General features: G+C 70.2%; 19 protein-coding genes and 1 pseudogene. 8 read left to right on the top strand and 12 right to left on the bottom strand.

Annotated features, from left to right (window positions below; genetic code table 11):
- The first annotated feature begins 8 nt into the window (after positions 1-8).
- On the top strand, positions 9-1,154 hold the full coding sequence (locus ACIA8K_RS04860; RefSeq protein WP_396055024.1) for an MFS transporter: 1,146 nt from the start codon (positions 9-11) through the stop codon (positions 1,152-1,154).
- Positions 1,155-1,157: 3 nt separating this feature from the next.
- Here the strand turns inward: ACIA8K_RS04860 and ACIA8K_RS04855 are convergent, their stop codons facing one another.
- Complete coding sequence (locus ACIA8K_RS04855) at positions 1,158-1,574, bottom strand: hypothetical protein (protein ID WP_396055022.1); 417 nt, start codon at positions 1,572-1,574, stop codon at positions 1,158-1,160.
- Between the two features lie 102 nt (positions 1,575-1,676).
- Here ACIA8K_RS04855 and ACIA8K_RS04850 point away from each other — a divergent pair, with 102 nt between their 5' ends.
- Positions 1,677-2,036, top strand: coding sequence for a DUF6401 family natural product biosynthesis protein (locus ACIA8K_RS04850; protein WP_396055020.1), 360 nt, complete (start codon positions 1,677-1,679; stop codon positions 2,034-2,036).
- 769 nt (positions 2,037-2,805) lie between these two features.
- Here the strand turns inward: ACIA8K_RS04850 and ACIA8K_RS04845 are convergent.
- The 3 genes and pseudogenes from ACIA8K_RS04845 to ACIA8K_RS04835 all read right to left on the bottom strand — a co-directional run.
- A pseudogene (locus ACIA8K_RS04845) lies at positions 2,806-3,603 on the bottom strand (hypothetical protein); the annotation flags it as partial.
- Positions 3,604-3,952: 349 nt separating this feature from the next.
- The gene (locus ACIA8K_RS04840; protein WP_396055018.1) at positions 3,953-4,420 is read right to left on the bottom strand and encodes an SRPBCC family protein; all 468 of its coding nucleotides are present in this window, start codon (positions 4,418-4,420) and stop codon (positions 3,953-3,955) included.
- 68 nt (positions 4,421-4,488) lie between these two features.
- A complete protein-coding gene (locus tag ACIA8K_RS04835; RefSeq protein WP_396055016.1) occupies positions 4,489-5,478 on the bottom strand; it encodes a YihY/virulence factor BrkB family protein in 990 nt (329 codons plus the stop codon).
- Between the two features lie 103 nt (positions 5,479-5,581).
- Here ACIA8K_RS04835 and ACIA8K_RS04830 point away from each other — a divergent pair, with 103 nt between their 5' ends.
- The 4 genes from ACIA8K_RS04830 to mmsB all read left to right on the top strand — a co-directional run bounded on the left by ACIA8K_RS04830 (position 5,582) and on the right by mmsB (position 11,607).
- Positions 5,582-7,189 (top strand): phytoene desaturase family protein, encoded by a 1,608-nt coding sequence (locus tag ACIA8K_RS04830; RefSeq protein WP_396055014.1) that lies wholly within the window; start codon positions 5,582-5,584, stop codon positions 7,187-7,189.
- 425 nt (positions 7,190-7,614) lie between these two features.
- Complete coding sequence (gene chvE / locus ACIA8K_RS04825) at positions 7,615-8,733, top strand: multiple monosaccharide ABC transporter substrate-binding protein (RefSeq protein ID WP_396055012.1); 1,119 nt, start codon at positions 7,615-7,617, stop codon at positions 8,731-8,733.
- A gap of 95 nt (positions 8,734-8,828) precedes the next feature.
- Positions 8,829-10,337 carry a multiple monosaccharide ABC transporter ATP-binding protein gene (gene mmsA, locus ACIA8K_RS04820; protein WP_396055644.1) on the top strand — a complete coding sequence of 503 codons (1,509 nt, stop codon included), beginning with the start codon at positions 8,829-8,831 and terminating at the stop codon, positions 10,335-10,337.
- Between the two features lie 7 nt (positions 10,338-10,344).
- A complete protein-coding gene (gene mmsB / locus ACIA8K_RS04815; protein ID WP_396055010.1) occupies positions 10,345-11,607 on the top strand; it encodes a multiple monosaccharide ABC transporter permease in 1,263 nt (420 codons plus the stop codon).
- Positions 11,608-11,712: 105 nt separating this feature from the next.
- Here the strand turns inward: mmsB and ACIA8K_RS04810 are convergent, their stop codons facing one another.
- The 3 genes from ACIA8K_RS04810 to ACIA8K_RS04800 all read right to left on the bottom strand — a co-directional run bounded on the left by ACIA8K_RS04810 (position 11,713) and on the right by ACIA8K_RS04800 (position 14,626).
- Positions 11,713-12,786 carry a MerR family transcriptional regulator gene (locus ACIA8K_RS04810; protein ID WP_396055008.1) on the bottom strand — a complete coding sequence of 358 codons (1,074 nt, stop codon included), beginning with the start codon at positions 12,784-12,786 and terminating at the stop codon, positions 11,713-11,715.
- A gap of 414 nt (positions 12,787-13,200) precedes the next feature.
- Positions 13,201-14,121, bottom strand: a complete 921-nt coding sequence (locus ACIA8K_RS04805; RefSeq protein WP_396055006.1) for a hypothetical protein — start codon at positions 14,119-14,121, stop codon at positions 13,201-13,203.
- A gap of 40 nt (positions 14,122-14,161) precedes the next feature.
- A complete protein-coding gene (locus ACIA8K_RS04800) occupies positions 14,162-14,626 on the bottom strand; it encodes an SRPBCC family protein (RefSeq protein WP_396055004.1) in 465 nt (154 codons plus the stop codon).
- A gap of 90 nt (positions 14,627-14,716) precedes the next feature.
- Between ACIA8K_RS04800 and ACIA8K_RS04795 the strand changes: the two genes are divergently transcribed.
- Entirely contained in the window at positions 14,717-15,706 is a 990-nt protein-coding gene (locus ACIA8K_RS04795; protein WP_396055002.1) for a glycosyltransferase, read from the top strand.
- A 19-nt stretch (positions 15,707-15,725) separates the two neighbouring features.
- Here ACIA8K_RS04795 and ACIA8K_RS04790 read toward each other — a convergent pair whose 3' ends face one another.
- From ACIA8K_RS04790 to ACIA8K_RS04770, 5 genes are all read right to left on the bottom strand, one after another.
- Positions 15,726-16,670, bottom strand: a complete 945-nt coding sequence (locus ACIA8K_RS04790) for an AraC family transcriptional regulator ligand-binding domain-containing protein (protein ID WP_396055000.1) — start codon at positions 16,668-16,670, stop codon at positions 15,726-15,728.
- Between the two features lie 38 nt (positions 16,671-16,708).
- The gene (locus ACIA8K_RS04785; RefSeq protein ID WP_396054998.1) at positions 16,709-17,632 is read right to left on the bottom strand and encodes an oxidoreductase; all 924 of its coding nucleotides are present in this window, start codon (positions 17,630-17,632) and stop codon (positions 16,709-16,711) included.
- 108 nt (positions 17,633-17,740) lie between these two features.
- Positions 17,741-18,385 (bottom strand): hypothetical protein, encoded by a 645-nt coding sequence (locus ACIA8K_RS04780; protein ID WP_396054996.1) that lies wholly within the window; start codon positions 18,383-18,385, stop codon positions 17,741-17,743.
- Between the two features lie 247 nt (positions 18,386-18,632).
- Positions 18,633-19,136, bottom strand: a complete 504-nt coding sequence (locus tag ACIA8K_RS04775; protein WP_396054994.1) for a hypothetical protein — start codon at positions 19,134-19,136, stop codon at positions 18,633-18,635.
- Positions 19,137-19,190: 54 nt separating this feature from the next.
- Positions 19,191-20,006, bottom strand: coding sequence for a hypothetical protein (locus tag ACIA8K_RS04770; RefSeq protein WP_396054992.1), 816 nt, complete (start codon positions 20,004-20,006; stop codon positions 19,191-19,193).
- Positions 20,007-20,072: 66 nt separating this feature from the next.
- On the opposite strand from ACIA8K_RS04770, the gene ACIA8K_RS04765 reads away from it, so the two are divergent.
- Entirely contained in the window at positions 20,073-20,318 is a 246-nt protein-coding gene (locus ACIA8K_RS04765) for a hypothetical protein (RefSeq protein WP_396054990.1), read from the top strand.
- The last annotated feature ends 1 nt before the right edge of the window (position 20,319 follow it).

Below are 20,319 nucleotides of genomic sequence, written 5' to 3'. Positions count from 1 at the left end.
ATCGAGGGGTGCCTCTCCTTGCGCTCGCATACTTCGGTTTTATCAGCCTCGGACTTCCGGACGGTCTGCTCGGCGTGGCCTGGCCGTCGATGGCACGTGATTTCGGCGTGCCGCTGGACGCGCTGGGGTTCCTGACCGTGGCCGGCATGGTCGGCTACTTCGTGTCGAGTGTGGCCGCCGGGTTCGTGCTCGGCCGGCTTGGCGTCGGCTGGCTGCTGGCGATCAGTACGGTCCTGGCGTCGCTGGCGTTGACCGGATATCTGAGCGTGCCGGCGATGGTGCTGGCCGTGGGGTGTGCGCTGTTGCTGTCGCTCGGGTCTGGCGCGATCGACTCGGGGCTGAACGCGTACGCCGCGTCCGCGTTCGGCCCGCGGCACATGAACTGGCTGCACGCGTTCTTCGGCCTCGGCGTGGCGATCGGCCCGCTGATCATGACGGCCGTGCTGGAGTCGGGCCTGTCCTGGCGGTGGGGCTACGGGATCGTGGCGATTTTCCAGGCCGGGCTGGCGGCCGCGTTCGCGCTTACCGCGCGGCTGTGGAAGCGGCCTGTCGTCGAGGAGTCGGTGGAGGTCACGAAGGCCGCGCACACGCTGCGGATCCCCGCGGTCTGGCTCGGCGTCGGCGCGTTCGTCTGCTACGTGGCGATCGAGGTGGCGGCCGGGCTGTGGGCGTTCACGGTGCTCACCCAGGGCCGGGACATGTCGCCGCGGTCGGCTGGGCTGATCGTGTCCGCGTACTGGGGTGCGCTCTTCGTCGGCCGGGTGATCTTCGGCTGGGTGTCCGAGCGGATCAGCAGCCACCGGGTGCTGCTCGGCGCGCTGCTCGGGATGGCCGCGGGCTCGGTGCTGATCGCGCTGCCCGCGCCGGCCTGGGTCGCGTGCCTCGGCCTGGTGGTGCTCGGTTTCTTCGCCGCGCCGGTGTTCCCGCTGCTCATCCTGACCACCGCGGACCGGGTCGGCGCCGCGCACGCGGACCGGGCGATCGGCATGCAGGTCGGCGCGTCGGGCGTGGGCGGCGCGCTGATCCCGGCGGTCGTCGGCGTGCTGCTCAACCGGGCCGGGTTCGGGCTGCTCGGGCCGGTGCTGCTGGCGCTCTCCGTGCTGCTTGTGGTGCTGTACCTGCTGGCGTCCCGGCCGCGGCCTGCTGCCGGGTAGGCGTCATGGCCGTCGCTCGTGGCCGGGTAGGCCGTGGGTGCGGCGCTGTTCCTTGAGCCGCGCCTCGTAGAGGTGTCGCCTACCGCCCGCGAGCGTGTCCCGGGCGGTCCGCTCCAGCTCGCGGAAGACCGAGACGTAGCCGTCGTCGTACTCCTCGACCAGCTGGAACGTCCACCGTCCGGCGATCACGTTCCGCCCGATGAGTTCGGTCTGGACGCGGTCGGCGAGCTCGTGATGCCCGGCCTCGCGCAGCTTCTCGACCGCGCCGTCCAGCGCGAAGTCGGCCTCGCCGGTCAGCTGGTGCATCGCGTAGAGGTGGCCGCGCGCCCGCTCGGTCGTCTCCAGCGCCTCGGTCAGCTTGCCCAGGGCCTCGATCGTGACGTCGTTGATCTCCACGGCACGACAAATACCCACAATCATCCGAGGGTACGCCGTAAAGTCCGACATTTTGGGTGAATCGCCCTTCATGTCGGCCGTCCGGCTGAGGCGGCGCGCCGGAGCGGGCGGCTAGCGTCACTCCACATGACTTTCGGGTCCCAGGGCTCTGCTGATCAACACACCGCCACGCAGCGAGCACGCTCCGCGCTCTCCGGGCTGATGTCCTCGGTCGGCGCGCTCGGTCTCGCCGCCGCCGCGACCGCACCCGCGCTCCTCGCCGCGGTCGATCAGCACGCGGCCGCGGTCCGGGACAGCCTCGAGGCGGATCTGCGCCCGCTGTCCGCGATCGCACTGGCCGGCTATGTGGAGGGCATCCGCGATGCGGCCCGCGAACACGGGTGGCGCATGCCGGAGGGGCAGATCGACTTCACCGCGCCCGACTGGGTCCTGACCCGGATGCTGGCGGTGTGCGTGCTTGCCGAAGGGCTGCCCCGGCGGGTGTGAGATCCACCCGGGGCCGTCCGCCGATCTCGGGCGGCCGCTGTGCGCTCCGCCGAGTGGAGATGAAACGGGGCGCGTCCCGGTGTGGGACACGCCCCGCTTTCTGGGGAGGGGTTCAGCTCTTGGGCCGGTCCTCGTCGACGACCGTGTCCGGCCTGGGCACCGGCTGGGTCAGGTCGGCATCGCCGCCCGAGCGACCCGGCGCGAACGACGCCGGCTCGTCCGGGGTGGTCCCCTTGACCGGCGCCAACTTGCCCGAAGGCGCCACACTGCCCGACTGGTAGAGACCGCGTCCGCTGTCGATCACCTGGGTTGACTCCACATCGCTCGGTGCCGTCGCGCTCTGGCGCGGGATGACGGCAGTGCTGTCGTTGTCGTCCTGCCGCGGGATGACCTGGGTCCGGTCCGCCAGTTCGCGGTCCGCGTCGACCCGGCCGGCCTCCTCGGCGGCGGCGCGCTCCCGCGCCTCGGTCTCCTCGCGTTCGGCTGCTTCTGCGGCCTCCCGCTCGCGTGCCTCGGCTTCGCGTGCCTCGGCTGCTGCCTTCTCGCGCGCCTCGGCCTCCGCTGCCTGTGCGGCGATCCGGGCGCCTTCCAGGCGCTCCGCCTCGATCCGCTCGGCGTCCCGGCGCTCCGTCTCCTCCGCCTCCAGGCGGGCCCTGCGCTCGGCTTCCAGGCGCTCGGCTTCGAGCCGCTCGGTCTCTTCGCGGGCCTTGCGCTCGGCTTCCAGGCGCTCCGCTTCGAGCCGCTCGGTCTCTTCGCGCGCCTTGCGCTCGGCCTCCAGGCGCTCGGCCTCACGACGTTCCGCCTCTTCGCGGGCCTTGCGCTCCGCTTCCAGTCGTTCCGCCTCGGCACGGGCCAGACGCTCGGCCTCCTCGCGTGCCGCGACCTCTGCCGCGTGGGCGCGGGCCCGCTCGCGGATGACCTCGGTCTCGGTCGCGGCGCGGGTCAGCCAGGTGTCCCAGCGGGACTGCATCGGGCGGATCAGGCCGCCGCCGACGCCGACGATCAGGATGCCGGCGATCGTGGCCAGCACCGCGATCAGCACGGGCGTGGTCACGGTGGTGGCGATGCCGGCCTGGTTCAGCGCGGCGATGACGCCGAGACCGACGATGAACACCCAGGCGAACCCGGCGATGAACCGGCCGTAGGTAAGACCGCCGAGCGCGGCGCTGATCAGGTCGCGGACCGCGCCGGCGATGGCCGCGGCGACCACCACGATCACGATGGCGATGAACGCGCGCGGCAGCCAGGCAACCACGCCGGAGATCAGGTCACTGACCGGGTTGGGTCCCCAGACGCCGAACGCCAACTGCAGCGTGAGCAGCAGTACCGCGTAGTAAACGATCTTCGCGAGGACGTCGCTCGCGTCGTACCGGGTGCGTTCCAGCGCGCGCCCGATGCCGCCGCGTTCCACGGCCCGATCGAACCCGACCCGCTCCAGAATCCTGTCGACGACTTTCCGTACGCCCTTCGCCACAAAATATCCGACGACCAGAATCGCAACGAACGCGACGGCCTTCGGCACGAAGAGCAGCACGGACCGCCACATATCGGTGATCGCGTCCGCCATCCGGTCCCTCCCTCATTTCTCGTTTCCCCGCCCCATACCCCCGCCCCAATCAACCGGAAACCTCACCCAAAAGCAGCGCCCACGACAAAGCCGCCGGACCCCAGTCCAGGGAGCCCGACGGCTTCATTTGTCACATCGTTTTTCACACTCCGCGCGACCCCGCCCCGGAGCTCTTACTGCAGTTCCTCTGGTCCCCCACAAACGGCACCGCCCACGTGAGACGCGGTCGACCAGAGATGACGGGCGAGCTTCAGACACGCTCTTCGTCTGAAGCTCGCCTGTCATCGCCGGGAGTGGCGGCGAGCCGGAGGAGCGAAGCGACGACCATCAAACACAGCGACGACCCAGGTTAGGGCTGCGGCCGGTCTACCTGGCCGCGCCAGCCGCCGGTCTCGACGCCGGCCCTGTCCGACTCGATGTACTCCTTGAAGCGCTTCATGTCGCCCTTGACCCGGCGGTCCACGATGCCCAGCTTGTCGCCGGCCTGCTCCGCGAGGCCCTCCGGCTCGAAGTCCATCTGCGCGGTGACTCGCGTGTGCGTCTCGTCGAGGCGGTGGAACGTGATCACGCCGGCCTGCTTGAGGCCGCCGGTGGTCGTCCAGGCCACGCGCTCGTCCGGGAGCTGCTCGGTGATCGTCGCGTCGAACTCGCGCTTGACGCCGGCGATCTCGGTCTTCCAGTGGGTGTCGGTCTCCGAGGTCTGGCGGATCTCGGTGACGCCCTCCATGAACCGGGGGAACTCCTCGAACTGGGTCCACTGGTTGTAGGCGGTGCGAATCGGCACTGCCACATCGATGTGCTCGGTCACGGTACCCATGATGAATCCCTCCTCAGCTGCTTCTCCGTACGTCTTTCGGCTACCCGGTCGGGCCGCCGGTAAACGGATCACGAGGCAGGGTCTTTCGGTGGGAGCGGCGGGTCGGGGTCTTTGACGCCGCCCTGCAGGGCCCGGCCGCGCGCCACCTGAGCGTTGATTTCCACGCCGAGCATCACGGCCGAGTTGATCAGGTAGAGCCAGACCAGGAACGCGATCACCGCACCCAGGCTGCCGTAGGTGCGGTCGTAGGACGCGAAGTTCGCCACGTACAACCCGAAGCCGAAGCTGACCAGGGCGGACACCACGAGCGTGACGAATCCGCCCACGGTCAGCCAGCGGAACCGGGGCTGTTTCACGTTCGGCGCGATCCAGAACAGCAGCGCAAGCAGCAGCATGCCGACGAGCACAAGTACCGGCCATTTCGCGATGCCCCAGATCGCGCGCGGTGCCTCGCCCAGGTTCAGCGCGTTTCCGACCGCGTCCACCGCCGGCCCGCTGATCGCCAGCAGTACCGCGCCGATCGAGAGCAGTACCAGCGCCGCCGCGGTGAGCAGGATCTGCGCGGGCCGGAGTCGCCAGAACGGCCGGCCCTCCTGCACGCCGTAGATCGCGTTGGACGCGCGGGTGAAGCCGCCCACGTAGCCGGACGCGGACCAGAGCGCGCCGACGACACCGAAGCTCAGCAGCGTGCCTGCGGAGGTCTGGCCGAGCACTGTGTTCTCGATGAACGTCCGGAACGAGTCGTTGTCCAACACGGACCGGGCGCCCACGTCGTAGAGGATGCCGAGGATGGTGTCGACCGCGGCCTGTCCTTCCGAGACCAGCCCGACCAGCGCGACGATCACGATCGCGGACGGGAAGAGCGACAGCACTGAGTAGTAGGTCAGGCTTGCGGCCCAGTCCGAGCAGTTGTGATCGATGAAGCCCTTCCCGGCCCGCCACAATATGCCGCGCCAGGTGCGCCACTGCAGCTGCCGCAGCCGGTCCGGCAGGTTCACCTGGCGAGACGGCTGTTCCTGGGGGTACGACGGCTCGTCGGGGACGATTGTCGACGCCATACCGCGCCTCCGCTGTTCAAGGGGTGTGCGGTCGATACCCGGGGTACTCACCCACCAAACGAACCTAGGCTGGCTCCCGACAGCCAGCGAATTGGGGGCAGGTATGGACACCGCCGACGCGATCGTCATCGGGGCCGGGCACAACGGGTTGGTGGCGGCGAACCTGCTTGCCGACGCCGGGTGGGACGTGCTGGTGCTGGAGGCGACGCCGCACCCGGGTGGGGCGGTCCGCTCGGGGCACATCACCGCGCCCGGCTACCTGTCCGACCTGTTCAGCGCTTTCTACCCGCTTGGGTACGCGTCCCCGGTGATCAACCGGCTCGGTCTCGGCGAGCACGGCCTCTCCTGGCGGCACGCACCGGACGTGCTGGCCCACGTGCTTCCGGACGGCCGCGTCGCGCGGATCAACAGGGATCCGGCGGTCACTGCCGCGTCGGTGGAGGAGTTCGCGCCCGGCGACGGCGACAGGTGGCTGAACGCGTACGCGGACTGGCGCTCGGTCTCCGGCCCGATGCTCAGCGCGGTCACCTCCCCGTTCCCGCCGGTGCGCGCCGGTCTGGGCCTCGCCTCCCGGCTGCGCGTGTCCGGCGGCCTGCGCCTCGGCCGGCGTCTGCTGCTCTCCGCGCGCGAGCTCGGCTCGGAACTGTTCCGCGGCGAGGGTGCGAAGCTGCTGCTGGCCGGCAATGCGCTGCACACCGACCTGTCCCCGGAGGAGGCGGGCGGCGCCGTCTACGGCTGGCTGCTTGCCATGCTCGGGCAGGAGGCCGGCTGGCCGGTCCCGGTCGGTGGCGCGCAACGTCTCTCGGACGCGCTGGTGTCCCGTCTGCTGTCGAAGGGCGGGCGGATCGTCTACGGCGTGCGCGCGGAGCGGATCCTGATCGCGCGCGGCCGGGCGATGGGCGTGCGCTCGGCCGGCGGCACGGACTGGCGGGCCCGCCGCGCCGTGCTCGCGGACATCCCGGCTCCGTCGCTCTACCTGGACATGGTGGGCGCCCGGCACCTGCCGCCGCGACTTGTCGAGGATCTTGCGCACTTCCGCTGGGACGGCTCCACCATCAAGATCGACTGGGCGCTGTCCGGGCCGGTGCCGTGGAAGAACCCGCTCGCCGCGGGCGCCGGCACGGTGCACCTCGGCGCGGACCTCAACGGCCTCACCCGGTACGCGTCCGAGCTGGCCTGCGGCGGCCTGCCCGAGGAGCCGTTCCTGCTGGCCGGCCAGATGACCACGACGGACCCGTCGCGCTCGCCGGCCGGTACCGAGTCGCTCTGGGCCTACTCGCACCTGCCGTTCCGCACCGAGTGGGACGCGGAGCCGGTGGCCCGCCAGGCCGAGCGGATGGAGGAGGCGATGGAGCGGGCCGCACCCGGCTTCAAGCAGCTCGTGGTGGCCCGGCACGTGGCCGGCCCCGGCGACCTGGAGCGGGAGAACCCGAGCCTGGTCGGCGGTACGGTCGGCGGCGGCTCCTCGGCCGCGTACCAGCAGCTGTTCTTCCGCCCGATCCCCGGTCTGGGCCGGGCCGACACGCCTGTCGACCGCCTGTTCCTGGCCGGTTCGTCCGCGCACCCGGGTGGCGGCGTGCACGGCGCCCCGGGTGCGAACGCGGCGCGCGCCGCGATGGCCCGGGACCGGGCGCTGGCCGGCGACGTCTACGCCGCCGCGATCCGGGCCGCGCACCGGGCGGTCTATGCGGAGGACCCGGCCCGGAGGTGACCCGCGGGCGCCCGCCGTCCCGGCCACGCTGACCTGCGACGCTTCGTGATCGAATCGCCACCTGCCGGTGTTGATCCGATCTGTGCAGGTCAGCGGCGCGCACCCCAGGTCACAACATCAACACAGTTGCCGGTACCCCGTCTGAATTTTCGGTACTTGTAGGTATTTTTCGCCCTGTAGCGTGGTCCCGGGGGGTGGCGCGCACCACTCGGGCGCGGTTAGATTTCATTTCGATACAGGCCTTGACTGGCCTGTTGTTAGCGCTAACACTTCACCTCAACCACCAGGGCGAAACACCGGAGTAACTCCGACGACATCTGGTCCCGGCGGCGGTGCGAGGCACCTTCGCACCGCTCGTGACCAGCTGCCGGGCACCCGGGATCAGGGATACCGCCGTGGGGCTTTCCAGGACTCAAGGAGAAAGCATGAAACTCGCGAGGCTCGCCGCCGCCGCGATCGGCATGAGTGTCGTCATGGCTGCGTCCGCTTGCGGCTCGGCCGAGAAGACGACCACGGAAGACAGCGGTTCTGCGGAGGGCGCGCTGGTCGGCGTCACCATGCCGACCAAGGTCTCCGAGCGCTGGGTCGCTGACGGCAACAACGTCAAGGCCGCGCTGGAGAAGCTGGGCTACAAGGTCGACCTGCAGTACGCGGAGAACGACATCCCGACCCAGGCGAACCAGATCGACAACCAGATCACCCAGGGCGCCAAGCTCCTGATCATCGCGTCGATCGACGGCAAGGCTCTCGCCAGCCAGCTGGCGAACGCCGCGGCGAAGAAGATCCCGGTCATCTCGTACGACCGGCTGATCCGTGAGTCGGAGAACGTGGACTACTACGCCACGTTCGACAACGAGAAGGTCGGCGTTCAGCAGGCCACCTCGCTGCTTGTCGGCCTGAAGCTGAAGAACGCGGACGGCACCGACGGCACCGCGGCGGGCCCGTTCAACATCGAGCTCTTCGCCGGCTCGCCGGACGACAACAACGCCACGTTCTTCTTCAACGGCGCGATGAAGACGCTGCAGCCCTTCATCGACAGCGGCAAGCTGGTCGTCAAGAGCGGGCAGAAGGACTTCAACACCGTCGCCACGCTGCGCTGGGACCCGGCAACGGCCCAGGCCCGCATGGAGAACCTGATCACCAAGAACTACTCCGGCGCCAAGATCAACGGTGTGCTGTCGCCCTACGACGGCATCTCGATCGGCATCCTGTCCGCGCTGAAGAGCGCCGGCTACGGCACCGCTACCCAGCCTTGGCCGATCGTCACCGGCCAGGACGCCGAGGTTGCGTCGGTCAAGTCGATCATCGACAACGCGCAGTTCGCCACGATCTACAAGGACACCCGGCAGCTTGCCGACGTGACCGTGAAGATGGCGGACGCGGTGCTGAAGGGCGGCAAGCCCGAGGTCAACAACACCACTGACTACGACAACGGCAAGAAGGTCGTCCCGTCGTACCTGCTGGAGCCGGTCATCGTCTACAAGGACAACTACAAGACCGTCCTCGTCGACTCCGGTTACTACAAAGAGGACCAGCTCAAGTAGTACCTGGTTTCATCCCGGCGGCGGGCCCCTCGGCCCGCCGCCGGTCACCCTTTGAGCAACGAGGAGCAACCGCCGTGGCCGACGCGCTACTGCAGATGCGGGGAATCACCAAGACCTTCCCCGGCGTCAAGGCGCTCTCCGACGTGAACCTCACCGTCACACGCGGTGAGATCCACGCCATCTGCGGGGAGAACGGGGCCGGCAAGTCGACCCTGATGAAGGTGCTGTCCGGTGTTTATCCGCACGGGACGTACACCGGGGACATCGTTTATGACGGGCAGGAGTGCCGCTTCTCCGGGATCACCGACAGCGAGAAGCGCGGCATCGTCATCATCCATCAGGAGTTGGCGCTCAGCCCGTACCTGTCGATCGCGGAGAACATCTTCCTCGGCAACGAGGTGACTGTCCGCGGCCTGATCGACTGGAACAGGACCAACGCGGAGGCGCAGAAGCTGCTTCAGCGTGTCGGACTCTACGAGAACCCGACCACGCCGGCGATGGAGCTCGGCGTCGGCAAGCAGCAGCTCGTGGAGATCGCCAAGGCGCTCTCCAAGAAGGTCCGGCTGCTGATCCTCGACGAGCCGACCGCGGCGCTCAACGACGAGGACTCCGCCCACCTGCTGAACCTGCTGCGTGAGCTGCGTGCCGAAGGCATCACCTGCGTGATCATCTCGCACAAGCTCAACGAGATCAAAGCTATCGCCGACTCGCTGACAATCATCCGCGACGGCCGCACGATCGAGACGCTCGACATGAAGGCCGACAACGTCACCGAGGACCGGATCATCTCCGGCATGGTGGGCCGCGACCTCGAGCACCGGTACCCGCCGCACACGTCCAAGGTCGGCGCGGAGGTGCTGCGCATCGAGAACTGGACCGTGTTCAGCCCGACCCAGCGCGGCCGGAAGATCGTCGACAACGCCAACCTCACGTTGCGCCGGGGCGAGATCGTCGGGCTGGCAGGCCTGATGGGCGCCGGGCGTACCGAGCTGGCGATGAGCGTCTTCGGGCGCGCGTACGGCGTGGACATCTCCGGCAAGATCTTCAAGGACGGCAAGGAGATACGGCTCCGGAGCGTCGACGAGGCGATCAAGCACGGACTCGCCTACGCCACCGAGGACCGCAAGCGGTACGGCCTGAACCTGATCGACAACATCCAGCACAACGTGTCCGGCGCCGCGCTGGACAAGCTCGCCTCCGGCGGCTGGGTGAACGAGAACGAAGAGTTCAAGGTCGCCAACCGGTACCGCAAGGATCTGAACGTGAAGGCCCCGACCGTCGCGTCGGTCACCGGCACGCTCTCCGGCGGCAACCAGCAGAAGGTCGTGCTGGCGAAGTGGATCTACGCGGACCCGGACGTGCTCATCCTCGACGAGCCGACCCGGGGCATCGACGTCGGCGCCAAGTACGAGATCTACACCATCATCAACGCCCTCGCGGACCAGGGCAAGGCGATCCTCGTGATCTCCTCCGAGCTGCCCGAGCTGCTCGGCATCTGCGACCGGATCTACGCGCTTTCCGCCGGGCGGGTCACCGGCGAGGTACCCCGCGCGGAGGCCTCCCCGGAGCGACTCATGCAGTACATGACCAAGGTTAAGGAGTAAGGCTCCGATGAGTAGCGTCGCGCCCGCGACCGGCGGCATAACCACCAACGTCGACAAGGTGCCCGGTGGTGGCGGCCCGAAGGTCCCCAACGGCAGGTTCTCGATCAACCTGCGCCAGAGCGGCATCTACATTGCGTTCGCGGTGATCATCCTGGTGTTCGCGGTGGCGACCGACGGCGCTCTGCTGGACCGCCAGAACATCAGTAACATCATCATCCAGAACTCGTACATCCTGGTTCTGGCGATCGGCATGATCCTGATCATCATCGCCGGCCACATCGACCTCTCGGTCGGATCCGTGGTCGCGGCAACCGGCGCACTCGCCGCGGTGCTGACGGTGAACATGGACGTGCCGTGGCCCCTGGCCATCATCATCACGCTCGTGGCAGGCGCCGCCATCGGTGCCTGGCAGGGCTACTGGGTCGCCTACTTCGGCATCCCCGCGTTCATCGTGACGCTGGCCGGCATGCTGCTGTTCCGGGCGCTCTCCATGAAGGTGCTGAACAACCAGGGTGTCGGCCCGTTCCCGGCCGAGATCCAGACGATCGCCAACGGCTTCACCCCCGGCTGGCTCGGCAACATCGCCCTCGGCCCGCTCGGCGGAGCCGACCTCATCACGCTGATCATCGGCGTCGTCGCCTGTGCCGGCATGGTCATCGCCCAGTACCGGACCCGCCTCGCGCGCCTCGGGTACCAGCAGGCGGTCGAGCCGATCGCGGTCTTCGTGCTGCGCAACGTGCTCGCCATCGCGGTCATCATGACGATCGTGGTGCAGCTGGCCCGCTTCAACAACCTGCCGTGGGTGCTCGTGCTGCTCGCGGCGCTGGTGCTGATCTACACGCTTGTGGCGAACCGGACCGTCTTCGGCCGGCACGTCTACGCCATCGGCGGCAACCTGCAGGCCGCGTCCCTGTCCGGCGTCAAGGTCAAGAAGGTCACCTTCTGGCTCTTCGTCAACATGGGCGTGCTCGCCGCCGTCGCCGGCATCATCTTCGCCGGCCGCCTCACCATCGCCACCCCCACCGCCGGTAACCAGTTCGAGCTGGATGCCATCGCGGCCGCGTTCATCGGTGGCGCCGCGGTGCAGGGCGGCGTCGGCAAGGTCGTCGGCGCCATCACCGGCGGCCTGATCATGGCCACGATCAACAACGGCATGTCGCTCCTGGGCGCCGAGCCTTCCGAGGTCCTCCTCGTCAAGGGCGGCGTGCTGCTGGGCGCGGTCGCCTTCGACGTCTGGGCCAAGCGGCGCGCGGGCACTGCCGCGCGTTGATCTGAACACTGCGTCATCCGTACGTCGTAACGGCGGCGGTCCCGAGGTCGGGGCCGCCGCCGTTCTTCGTCTCAGGCCGCTGTGCCCGGCGCGGCGCTCGACAGGCTAGACGGTCACGACGTCGGCCACCACGCAGGCGATGTTGTCGGGGGCGTGGTGGGTGTGGGCGAGGGCGACGAGGCGGTCGACAGTGGTGGCCGGGTCGGCGGGGGTGCGGAGGGCTTCTTCCAGGTCGGACTCGGGGACGACGGCGGAGAGCCCGTCGGAACAGAGGAGGTAGCGGTCGCCCGGGTGGGCGGTGTGCAGGGAGAGGTCGAGGGTGGCGGTGCCATGGCCGAGCGCGCGAGCCAGGAGGGCGCGGTCGGGATGGGAGCGGGCCTCGTCGGGAGTGAGTGTGCCCGCGTCGACCAGCGCCTGGACGTGGGTGTGGTCGGTGGTGATCAGGAAGAGCGCGCCGTCGCGGAGGAGATAGGCCCGCGAGTCTCCGATGTGGACGAGCGCGAGTTGTGGCCCGGACCAGAGCATGGCGGTGAGAGTGGTGATCGCGGTGGGGTCGCCGGCCTCCCGGATGGTCTCGTCGGCCGTGGTCAGGGCGTCGGAGAGCGCGTTGAGGAGGGCACCGGCGGGAAGGTCGGCGGATTCCAGCGGCTTGAGGGCCTCGACGGCGGTGGTGCTGGCCTGGCGGCCGAGGGGGCCGCGCATGCCGTCGGCGACGGCCAGGAGGCGGGAGCCGGCGTAGGCGGTGTCCTCGTTGGTGTCGCGGTCCCGGCCGATGTCGGTGCGGGCGGCGTAGCGGATGCCGAGGTCGGTGCGCGGATCTGACATGGGGGAGCCCTTTCCCGAGAGATAGTCGACGAGGAAGGTGGCGAGCCGCTCCCGAGCGCGCGCCTCAGCGCTGATCTCATCCCGGTACGCGCCGATCGCGCACGCGGCAGCGTCAGACGGCATTTCGCAGATCTCGCGAATGCGGATCAACGGCATGCCGAGCCGCCGGAGCCAGGCAACCAGCCGGGCCCGTTCCAGCTGCGACGGCTCATACAGCCGATAGCCCGACGACGGGTCCACCACAGCAGGCCGCAGCAGCCCAAGATCGTCATACAGCCGAAGCGCCTTCGGAGACAACCGGGCCAGCCGCCCAAACACCCCAATGGTCAACACCCGACCCCGCACCCCCCTCATCCCAAACAAGACCCGACTCTCACCCCTCCCCCAAGGACAAGGTCAACCCCACCCCACCCCCAACGCGAGGCACAGACGCCCGAGAATCGCCATGTCTGTTCAGTCAGACCCGCCGCCCACCCGACCCGCTCGCTCTTCATCTGCAGTTTCCCCGGACCGTCGCGGATCGGTACCGCCCACGTGAGGCGCGGACGACCGAGGAACGTCGGTGTCAGTCAGACACGCATTTCGTCTGCCTGACACCGCCGTCCGCAGGCCGTGGCGTCGAGCCCGGAGGAGCGAAGCGACGACCAGAAGCAGATCGCGGACGACCGAGGAACGTCGGTGTCAGTCAGACACGCTTTTCGTCTGCCTGACACCGCCGTCCGCAGGCCGTGGCGTCGAGCCCGGAGGAGCGAAGCGACGACCAAGCAGCTAGGCGAGATCGGCGCAGGTGTGCTCGTCGGGGAGGAGGGGGCGGATCTGGACTGTGTACTTCTTTCCGGCCGAGGTCCACGGGGTGATGATCGTGGCGTCCTTGGCGGCGTTGTACACGTCGGTGGCGATCAGGGCGTCGGTGACCACGCAGCCCATGGTGTCGCTTGTGCCGAGCGGGGTGCCGGGGAGTGCCGGTCCGGGCCAGGCCTTCTCGGTCTGTGCGGGGTCGCCTTCGGACTGTTGCCAGGGCATGGCCACGCCGGCGATCTCGAAGGGGACGTAGTCGACGGCCTCCTTGACCCGGTTCGCGCCGAGCGTGGCCTTCAGGTCCTGCATGGCGGTGATCAGCTCGGTCAGCAGGCGGCGGTCGCGGACCTGGTCGGCGGTGAGGCCGTTCGGGCTGCCGTCCGCTTCGACGAGCGCGTACGCCTCGACGACCTGGCGGCCCTGCTCGGTCAGGAGCGTGAAGCGGGTGGTCTGGGCGTCGGCGATTGTGGGCTTGCCGAGGTCGATGCCGCTCTGCACGCCGGCCGAGCGGGCGCGTTCGACAAGGACGTCGACGTCGGCGGCCTGCACGTAGTGGACCTGCAGGTTCGGCAGGGCGGGGCCGGGGTACTGCTTCGTGGTCGGGCCCTCGGTGATCACCCGGCCGTCCGCGTAGACGCTGATCATCGGTAGCGCGGTGGCGACCATGGCGGGGGTGACGAAGCCGCCTGTGTATTCGATGCGTAGCACCAGCGTGCTGCCGGTGATCTCCGGGATGTCGCCGGTCGGCTCGACGGTCCCGGCGGTCGCGGACGCGGATCCTGCGGCGCCTTGGGCGGCACTGTTCGCGTTCGCGCAGGCGGTGGTGAGGAGGAGCGTGGCGGCCGCGGCGGTTCCGAGGAGGGCCCGCGCGGGACGGGTGAGTGTCGGCATGACCTGTAAGACGAGCGGACCGGCGACCAGGTTCCGCTCGTTATCGATCGGTTTTCCGCGCCACGGGTGATTTCTGGCGGATCGCGACGTCGGCGAGGCGGCGTAGTGACTCCCGGTTGCGACGGTGCAGCACCAGGTCGTTGAGTTTGGTGTGCGCCCACTTGAAGGGGCCGGCGGTGGGCTCCTCAAGGAACGTGATGTGCGTCGCGCCGTCGCCGTGCGGCTGTAGCAGCATGGTGACCGAGGCCTCGCCGACCGGCCACAGCCCGACGCGGAGCACCAGGCGGCGTTCCGGCTCGGACTCGAGCACGGTGGAGCCGTCGTGAAGCGAGAACGGCCAGGGTCCGGCCTTGTGGTGCAGTTGCGCGCCGACTGCGGGCCAGTTGTCGTCGACGTCCCGGATGTGCACGGTGCCGACCACCCAGTCGCTGTACGTCCATCCGTCCGACAGTGCGGCCCACACCTGCTGCGGGGGCGCCTGGATCACCTGCTCGACCTGTGCCATGGGGAGCGGGTACCCAGCTCAGGCCGGTCGCTAACGGCCATCTGCGACAAGCGGCCCCGGTCATAGTGACAAAACGGAATAATCGGGAATATGCGGATCGCGGTGGTGACGGACGGGGTGACGGCCGGTGAGCTGCCGGCCGCGGTCACCGGCCTCGGGCACGACGTACGCGAATACGACGCCGCCGGCAAGCGTGCGGGGGAACGCCTCGCCACGGCCTGGGCGGACGGTGACTGGGCACCCGAGGTGATCTACGCGCACGGCTGGGCCGCGGGCGTCGCCTCGCTCGCGGCCGGGGTGGCGCCGCTGGTGCAGGCGTTCCACGGGATCCGCGCGACGGCCGAGGGCGTGCCGGACGACCGCCGCGCCTATGAGCGGCTGCTCTGCCGGGTGGCGGACCGGCTCGTGGCCGGCTCCACGGACGAGGCCGGTGAGCTGTTACGACTCGGTGTACCGCGCGCCCGGATCACGGTGATCCCGCCCGGCGTCGACTGCGACCTCTTCACGCCGGTGGGGGAGTCGCAGCCGCGCTCCCGGCCGCGTGTGCTGGCCACCGGCGACGGCCCCTGGCTGGCCGACCTGGTCCGGGCGATGCGGATGGTCCCGGACGCGGAGTGTGTGATCCTCGGCGGCCCGCCCACGCTGGCCGGGCTGGCCGAGCGCTGCCACGTCGCGGACCGGATCGTGTTGCGCCGGGCCGTGCCCCGCGCCGAGCTGCCCGGCTGGTACCGGTCCGCGGACGTGGCCGTCTGCGCGCCGTGGCGGGACCCGTCCGGCAGCGCGCCGATCGAGGCGATGGCCTGCGGCGTGCCGGTGGTGGGCACCGCGACCGGCCTGGTCCGGGATGCGGTGATCGACGGGCTGACCGGCGAGCTGGTGCCGGCGCACGATCCACGGGCGCTCGGCGTCGCGCTCCGTGCGCTGCTCGGGGACGACGTGCGCCGCTTCACGGCCGCCACCGCGGCGCTGGACCGGGCCCGCCAGGTCTACCCGTGGTGGCGCGTCGCCGACCGTACCCTCGTGGTGTGTCTTGAGGCCTGTGGTCTTCCGGTCCGGGTCGAGGCGGATTCGATGATCTAGCACGGGTTAAAACCCACGCTCAACCCGTGCGGGCCTGCTGCGGCGTGGTGCCGGACCAGGCGCGGAACGCGCGGTAGAACGAGCTGGGCTCGTCGTAACCGAGCAGGAACGCGATGTCCGCGATCGACACGTCCCGCCGTTCCAGATAGTCGCGGGCCAGCGCGTGCCGGGTGCTCTCCAGCACCGCCTGGAACGTGGTCCCCTCCGCGGCCAGCCGCCGCTGCAGCGTCCGGCTGCTCAACGCGAGCCGCCGGGCCACGCCGCGCGCGGTGCCCTCACCGGCCGGCAGCAGCTCGATCAGCACGGCCCGGACCCGGTCCGCCGCCGGCTCCGGGCGGTCCAGGTCCGCGAGGCGGCGGCGCAGGTCCGGCGCGAAGACCTGCCACATCTCCGCGTCCGCGGTCAGGAACGGGAGGCGGGCGTCCACGGCGGTGAACGTGACGGCTGCCGTGTCGCCCACGGAGAACGGCACGCCGAGATAGTCGCGCCACGCCCAGGCGGCCGGGCCGTGCGGTGGGCTCGGCATCGCGATCCGCGCCGGGACGATCCGGCGCCGGGTGGCCAGCCGGGCCAGCGCCACCCAGAACGCCAGCTCGTACGCGACAAGGCTCGGCGGCGGCGCCGGATCGACCGGCCACTCCACGGTCAGGCGCAGCTCGTCCCCGCCGCCGATGATCAGCCGTTGCGGCCCGATCAGGCGCTTGTGCACGGAGATCCGTTCCGCCGCGCGGCGCAGGTCCGGACTGCACAGCGCCGCGAAGACCGGCGGCTGGAACGTCTCGGTGCTCATCCGCTCCGCAAGCCGGACCGGGGACGCGGGATCGCCGGTCGTCTCCTCCATCGCGGTCCAGCACCTGTAGAACTGCTCCGGCGTGAGCGAGACCGTCCCGTGCAGGAACAGATCCTCCGGCAGCCCGGCGGCGCGCAGCACCGGCCCGGCCGGAATGCCCAGATCGGCGAACACCGCGACGGTGCCGGGGCTTAACGTGAACCGGGTCTGCGTCACGGGCAGCGGCTCACGTCGATGTCCAGGCCGGTCAGGTCGCGGGAGACCTGCCAGAGCACCCGGATCGCCCGCTCCGCACCCGGGCGGACCAGGCGGCGCCGCACCGGAGGCCCGGCCACGGCCCAGCGCGGTCCGTAGAGCGTGCCGCCGTCCGCGCGTGGATCGGTGGCGGCGCGCAGCTGGCTCAGCGCGCCGCGCTCCGGGGTCATGCCGATCACGCGGGCCATCGGGAAAATGATGCCACCGCGCCGGCCCGCGACGCCGCCCGCGGCCGAGAGGTCCATCAGGTCCGAGTTGGTGAAGCCGGGCTGGGCGGTCAGCGCGCGGGCGGAGAGGCCGGCCCGCCGGAACTGCCGGTCCAGCCCCTGGGCGAAGTGCCGGTTCGCAAGCTTCGAGTCGTCGTAGGCGCGCCAGGGGGCGTACCCGCGCGGCGTGTTGTTGATCTTCTGGGGTGTGCCGCCGTGCTGGGCGGTGCTGGTAAGCGTCACCACGCGCGCGCCGGGCGTGCGGACGAGGGCCGGGAGCAGGCGTGCGGTGAGCGCCCAGTGGCCGAGGTGGTTGATGCCGAACTGGGTCTCGAAGCCGTCCACGGTGCGGCCCTCGGGCACCGCCATCACGCCCGCGTTGTTGATCAGCAGATCGAGCCGCGGGTGGGCGGCCAGGATCTCGCCGGCCGCGTGTTCCACGGACGCCAGCGAACCCAGATCAAGAACGACGATCTCCACAGCGGCCCGGGGGTACGCCGCGGCCAGCCGATCCCTCGCGGCCACCGCCTTCGCCCGGTTGCGGGCTGCCATGATCACGTGTGCGCCCTTCGCGGCCAGTGCGGTGACAGTCGCCAGGCCGAGGCCGCCGTTGCCGCCGGTCACCACCGCGACGCGGCCGTGCTGCTGGGGGATGTCCGCTGTCGACCATGCCATGTCGTCACTCCTCGTCGTGCACTTCGCGGGCGTCAACGACGCTACGAAGTTCGGGAGTGACTGACAGTGGCGGAATGCGCCGGTCTTGTGGCCGATCGCGCCATCGCGTCAGGCGGAGCCGGTGATCGCCTTCTCCCAACCCGGCGGGAAGGAGACGCCGAACTGGAGCGGCGGCACGTCGGCGTCCGGATAGGTGATGCCGACGCGGCGCCAGAAGTCGACGAAGACCCACGCGTCGGTGAGCGCGTACTCGTCGTCCGGGTGCGCGCGGCGGTCGTCGTCGTCAAGCTCGTCGCCGGTGAGTGGAGTGAGGTAGTCGGTGATCTCGCGGGCGTCCACGCCGAACACGCCTGCCACGACAGCGGTGTCGGAGATCCACCGATGTTCCGTGCCGGACTCCTCCTCGAAGTAGTCCGGGCGGGACGTGAAGCGGTCGCGCTCCCGCCCGGCGTCGAAGATCAGATGGCTCCAGAAGTCGTCCTCGTACGCGGAGACGCAGCTGGCGATCGTGTTCAACCGGCCGCTGACCGCCTGGGCCATCTCCGCCGCGGCCTCCGCGCTGGTGCTGGGCCACATCACGACGGTCCAGCCGTCCAGCGGCTCGTAGACGTCCGCCTGATCGGCGATCTTGCCACCATCGGCCGAACCGATGCGCGCCTCCACCCCGCGTTCGGCGGCGTAGGCGACGACGAGCCGGGCGACCTCACCCGCGTCGTCGTGCCGGAAGGCGCCGAGCTCCACGACACCGCTCACGGTTGACCCCTCCGTCTCGACCTCGCCTCATCGTATGGGGCGGTTCATGACGGCTAGGATGGATTTACGGGATTTGCCGGTCCGCGTCGATCGCGTCGGCCACGTCCGCCCCGGACCTCGCTGCGCTTCACCGCGAGCGACCAGTCGGCGCGACTCGGATGGCGCCCGATGATCCACCGCCCGGCGGCCGCGGCGCGAACGGTTCAACCGCGCCGCCGGGGCCGCCGGATGGATCGCTGCCGGCGGGTCAGTCGTTGAAGATGGCGGAGAGTTCGTCGCGGAAGCGGCGCTCGTCCTCGGTCACCACGTCGCCGCCGATGCCCAGGATGCCGCCGGACGGGGCCGCCGTGACCACCTGCTCGGCGATCGTGACCAGCCAGTGCGTGTACGCCCCGGCCTGCCCCTCGTCCACCTTCTCCCGCAGCAGCGTGTGCGCCTCCCGCGCACGGTTCAGCACGTCCGCGATGTACGCCTCCGGGTCGCTCGGCGTCAGCGCCGGCAGCTCGTCGCCCGCATCCGGGTCGCCCACCCGGCTGACCAGCTCCTTCGCCACCTCGGTGACGAGCCAGTTGCCGGACTCACGCCCGGTCGAGATCGCCTCCAGCCCGGCCGCGTTCTCCTGCAGGGTGCGCTTCGCGCCGTCCGACTCCGCGGCCGACGCCGCGGTGAGCACCGCGTGCGGAAGGCCCACGAGCAGGCCCCACTCCTGGTCGGAGAACCCGAGCTGGCTGAATACCGGCTGCTCCGTCACTGTGACACCTCTCGGCTTTCATGGTGAAGAAAAGTCTTGCGAATCATGCCAGCCTTACCCCTTGCCGGTACGGCGGAACCCCGCCGTCACCCCCGCGGCGATCAGCAGCACGGCGCCGAGCAGCGCCAGCGGCCGGACACCGACTGTCATGTACGCCCACCAGCCGGCAGCCGGCGATATCGGGACCGGGGCCAGCCGGTTCAGCACCGCGCTCGCCAGCGTCAGCGCGGTCGCCGGCATCGCCAGCAGCGACCCGGTCAGGACCAGCGCCGTCCCGGCCCGGCCGGCGGACAGCGTGACGCCCACCGCCCAGCCGAGCAGCAGCCCGGACAGCGCGCCCAGCACCAGGAACATGACTGTCGGCAGCGGCTCGTTGCGCAGCAGGATCAGCGCGAGGTCGGCCTTCGGGTCCGGCACGCCACGCAGCTCACCGTCGACGACCGGGGAGAGCGCGAGCGCGACATCGTTCCGGACGGCCCGCAGCTCGCCGTCCGCGACGTCGCACTCCCAGCCGTCCTCCTCAAGCGCACGCCGCACCTTGTCGAACACGGGCTGGTAGGCGTCGTTCGTCTCCAGGTCGATCCGGGTGTACCCGGCCTCGTAGCCGTCACCGCCGAGCAGCCACCGGGCGGGCGTGTCGTCCTCCGGGCCGTACGCGAAGAGGTGGTTGGCCCGCTCCGACCCGATCACCCGCAACTGCGGATCGGCCGCGAACGCCGTCACCTCCGCCTGCGTGATCCCCGGCAGCGGCCCGGCCAGCCGCCACCCCACCCAGGACCCGGCAGCCAGCCCCGCGGCCATGAACGTCAGCGCGACCAGCCCGGCGACGACACCACGGCCGACCCCACCCGGTCGAAGGAGAGAGCGCATGGGGCACGACGGTAGCCGAGCCGCGCACAGTGGAGCGTGTGCGGGGCCGATCAGGCATGTGAGTGTATGGAAAGGTTGTCCTCGACAGTGCGCGGCGAGACGGGAGCACGGCAGATGGGCGAGATCCACGAGTTCATGGCGGACGTGGACGGGGACGGCAAGGACGACTACGTGGTGGCGGAGCGGGCCGAGGACGGCAGCATCATCACGGCCGCGGACCTGGACGGCGACGGGATCTTCGACGTGGTGACCTACGACGAGGACGGCGACGGCGTCGCGGAGCGGTCCTGGGAGACGCGTCCGCAGAGCTGAT

The sequence above is a fragment of the Catenuloplanes sp. NPDC051500 genome, from assembly GCF_044454585.1.
Taxonomy (GTDB): domain Bacteria; phylum Actinomycetota; class Actinomycetes; order Mycobacteriales; family Micromonosporaceae; genus Catenuloplanes.
Note: the sequence above shows the minus strand (reverse complement) of the source record. Positions and strands in the feature narration are given on the sequence as shown.

Excerpts from the sequence above, each read along its gene's own strand:
- ACIA8K_RS04770 (WP_396054992.1), bottom strand. The coding sequence starts at position 20,006 with ATGCGCTCTCTCCTTCGACCGGGTGGGGTCGGCCGTGGTGTCGTCGCC.
- ACIA8K_RS04830 (WP_396055014.1), top strand. The coding sequence starts at position 5,582 with ATGGACACCGCCGACGCGATCGTCATCGGGGCCGGGCACAACGGGTTG.
- ACIA8K_RS04855 (WP_396055022.1), bottom strand. The coding sequence starts at position 1,574 with ATGATTGTGGGTATTTGTCGTGCCGTGGAGATCAACGACGTCACGATC.
- ACIA8K_RS04850 (WP_396055020.1), top strand. The coding sequence starts at position 1,677 with ATGACTTTCGGGTCCCAGGGCTCTGCTGATCAACACACCGCCACGCAG.
- chvE (WP_396055012.1), top strand. The coding sequence starts at position 7,615 with ATGAAACTCGCGAGGCTCGCCGCCGCCGCGATCGGCATGAGTGTCGTC.
- ACIA8K_RS04785 (WP_396054998.1), bottom strand. The coding sequence starts at position 17,632 with ATGGCATGGTCGACAGCGGACATCCCCCAGCAGCACGGCCGCGTCGCG.
- ACIA8K_RS04805 (WP_396055006.1), bottom strand. The coding sequence starts at position 14,121 with ATGCCGACACTCACCCGTCCCGCGCGGGCCCTCCTCGGAACCGCCGCG.
- ACIA8K_RS04810 (WP_396055008.1), bottom strand. The coding sequence starts at position 12,786 with ATGAGGGGGGTGCGGGGTCGGGTGTTGACCATTGGGGTGTTTGGGCGG.
- ACIA8K_RS04765 (WP_396054990.1), top strand. The coding sequence starts at position 20,073 with ATGGAAAGGTTGTCCTCGACAGTGCGCGGCGAGACGGGAGCACGGCAG.
- mmsA (WP_396055644.1), top strand. The coding sequence starts at position 8,829 with ATGCGGGGAATCACCAAGACCTTCCCCGGCGTCAAGGCGCTCTCCGAC.
- ACIA8K_RS04795 (WP_396055002.1), top strand. The coding sequence starts at position 14,717 with ATGCGGATCGCGGTGGTGACGGACGGGGTGACGGCCGGTGAGCTGCCG.
- ACIA8K_RS04800 (WP_396055004.1), bottom strand. The coding sequence starts at position 14,626 with ATGGCACAGGTCGAGCAGGTGATCCAGGCGCCCCCGCAGCAGGTGTGG.
- ACIA8K_RS04840 (WP_396055018.1), bottom strand. The coding sequence starts at position 4,420 with ATGGGTACCGTGACCGAGCACATCGATGTGGCAGTGCCGATTCGCACC.
- mmsB (WP_396055010.1), top strand. The coding sequence starts at position 10,345 with ATGAGTAGCGTCGCGCCCGCGACCGGCGGCATAACCACCAACGTCGAC.
- ACIA8K_RS04835 (WP_396055016.1), bottom strand. The coding sequence starts at position 5,478 with ATGGCGTCGACAATCGTCCCCGACGAGCCGTCGTACCCCCAGGAACAG.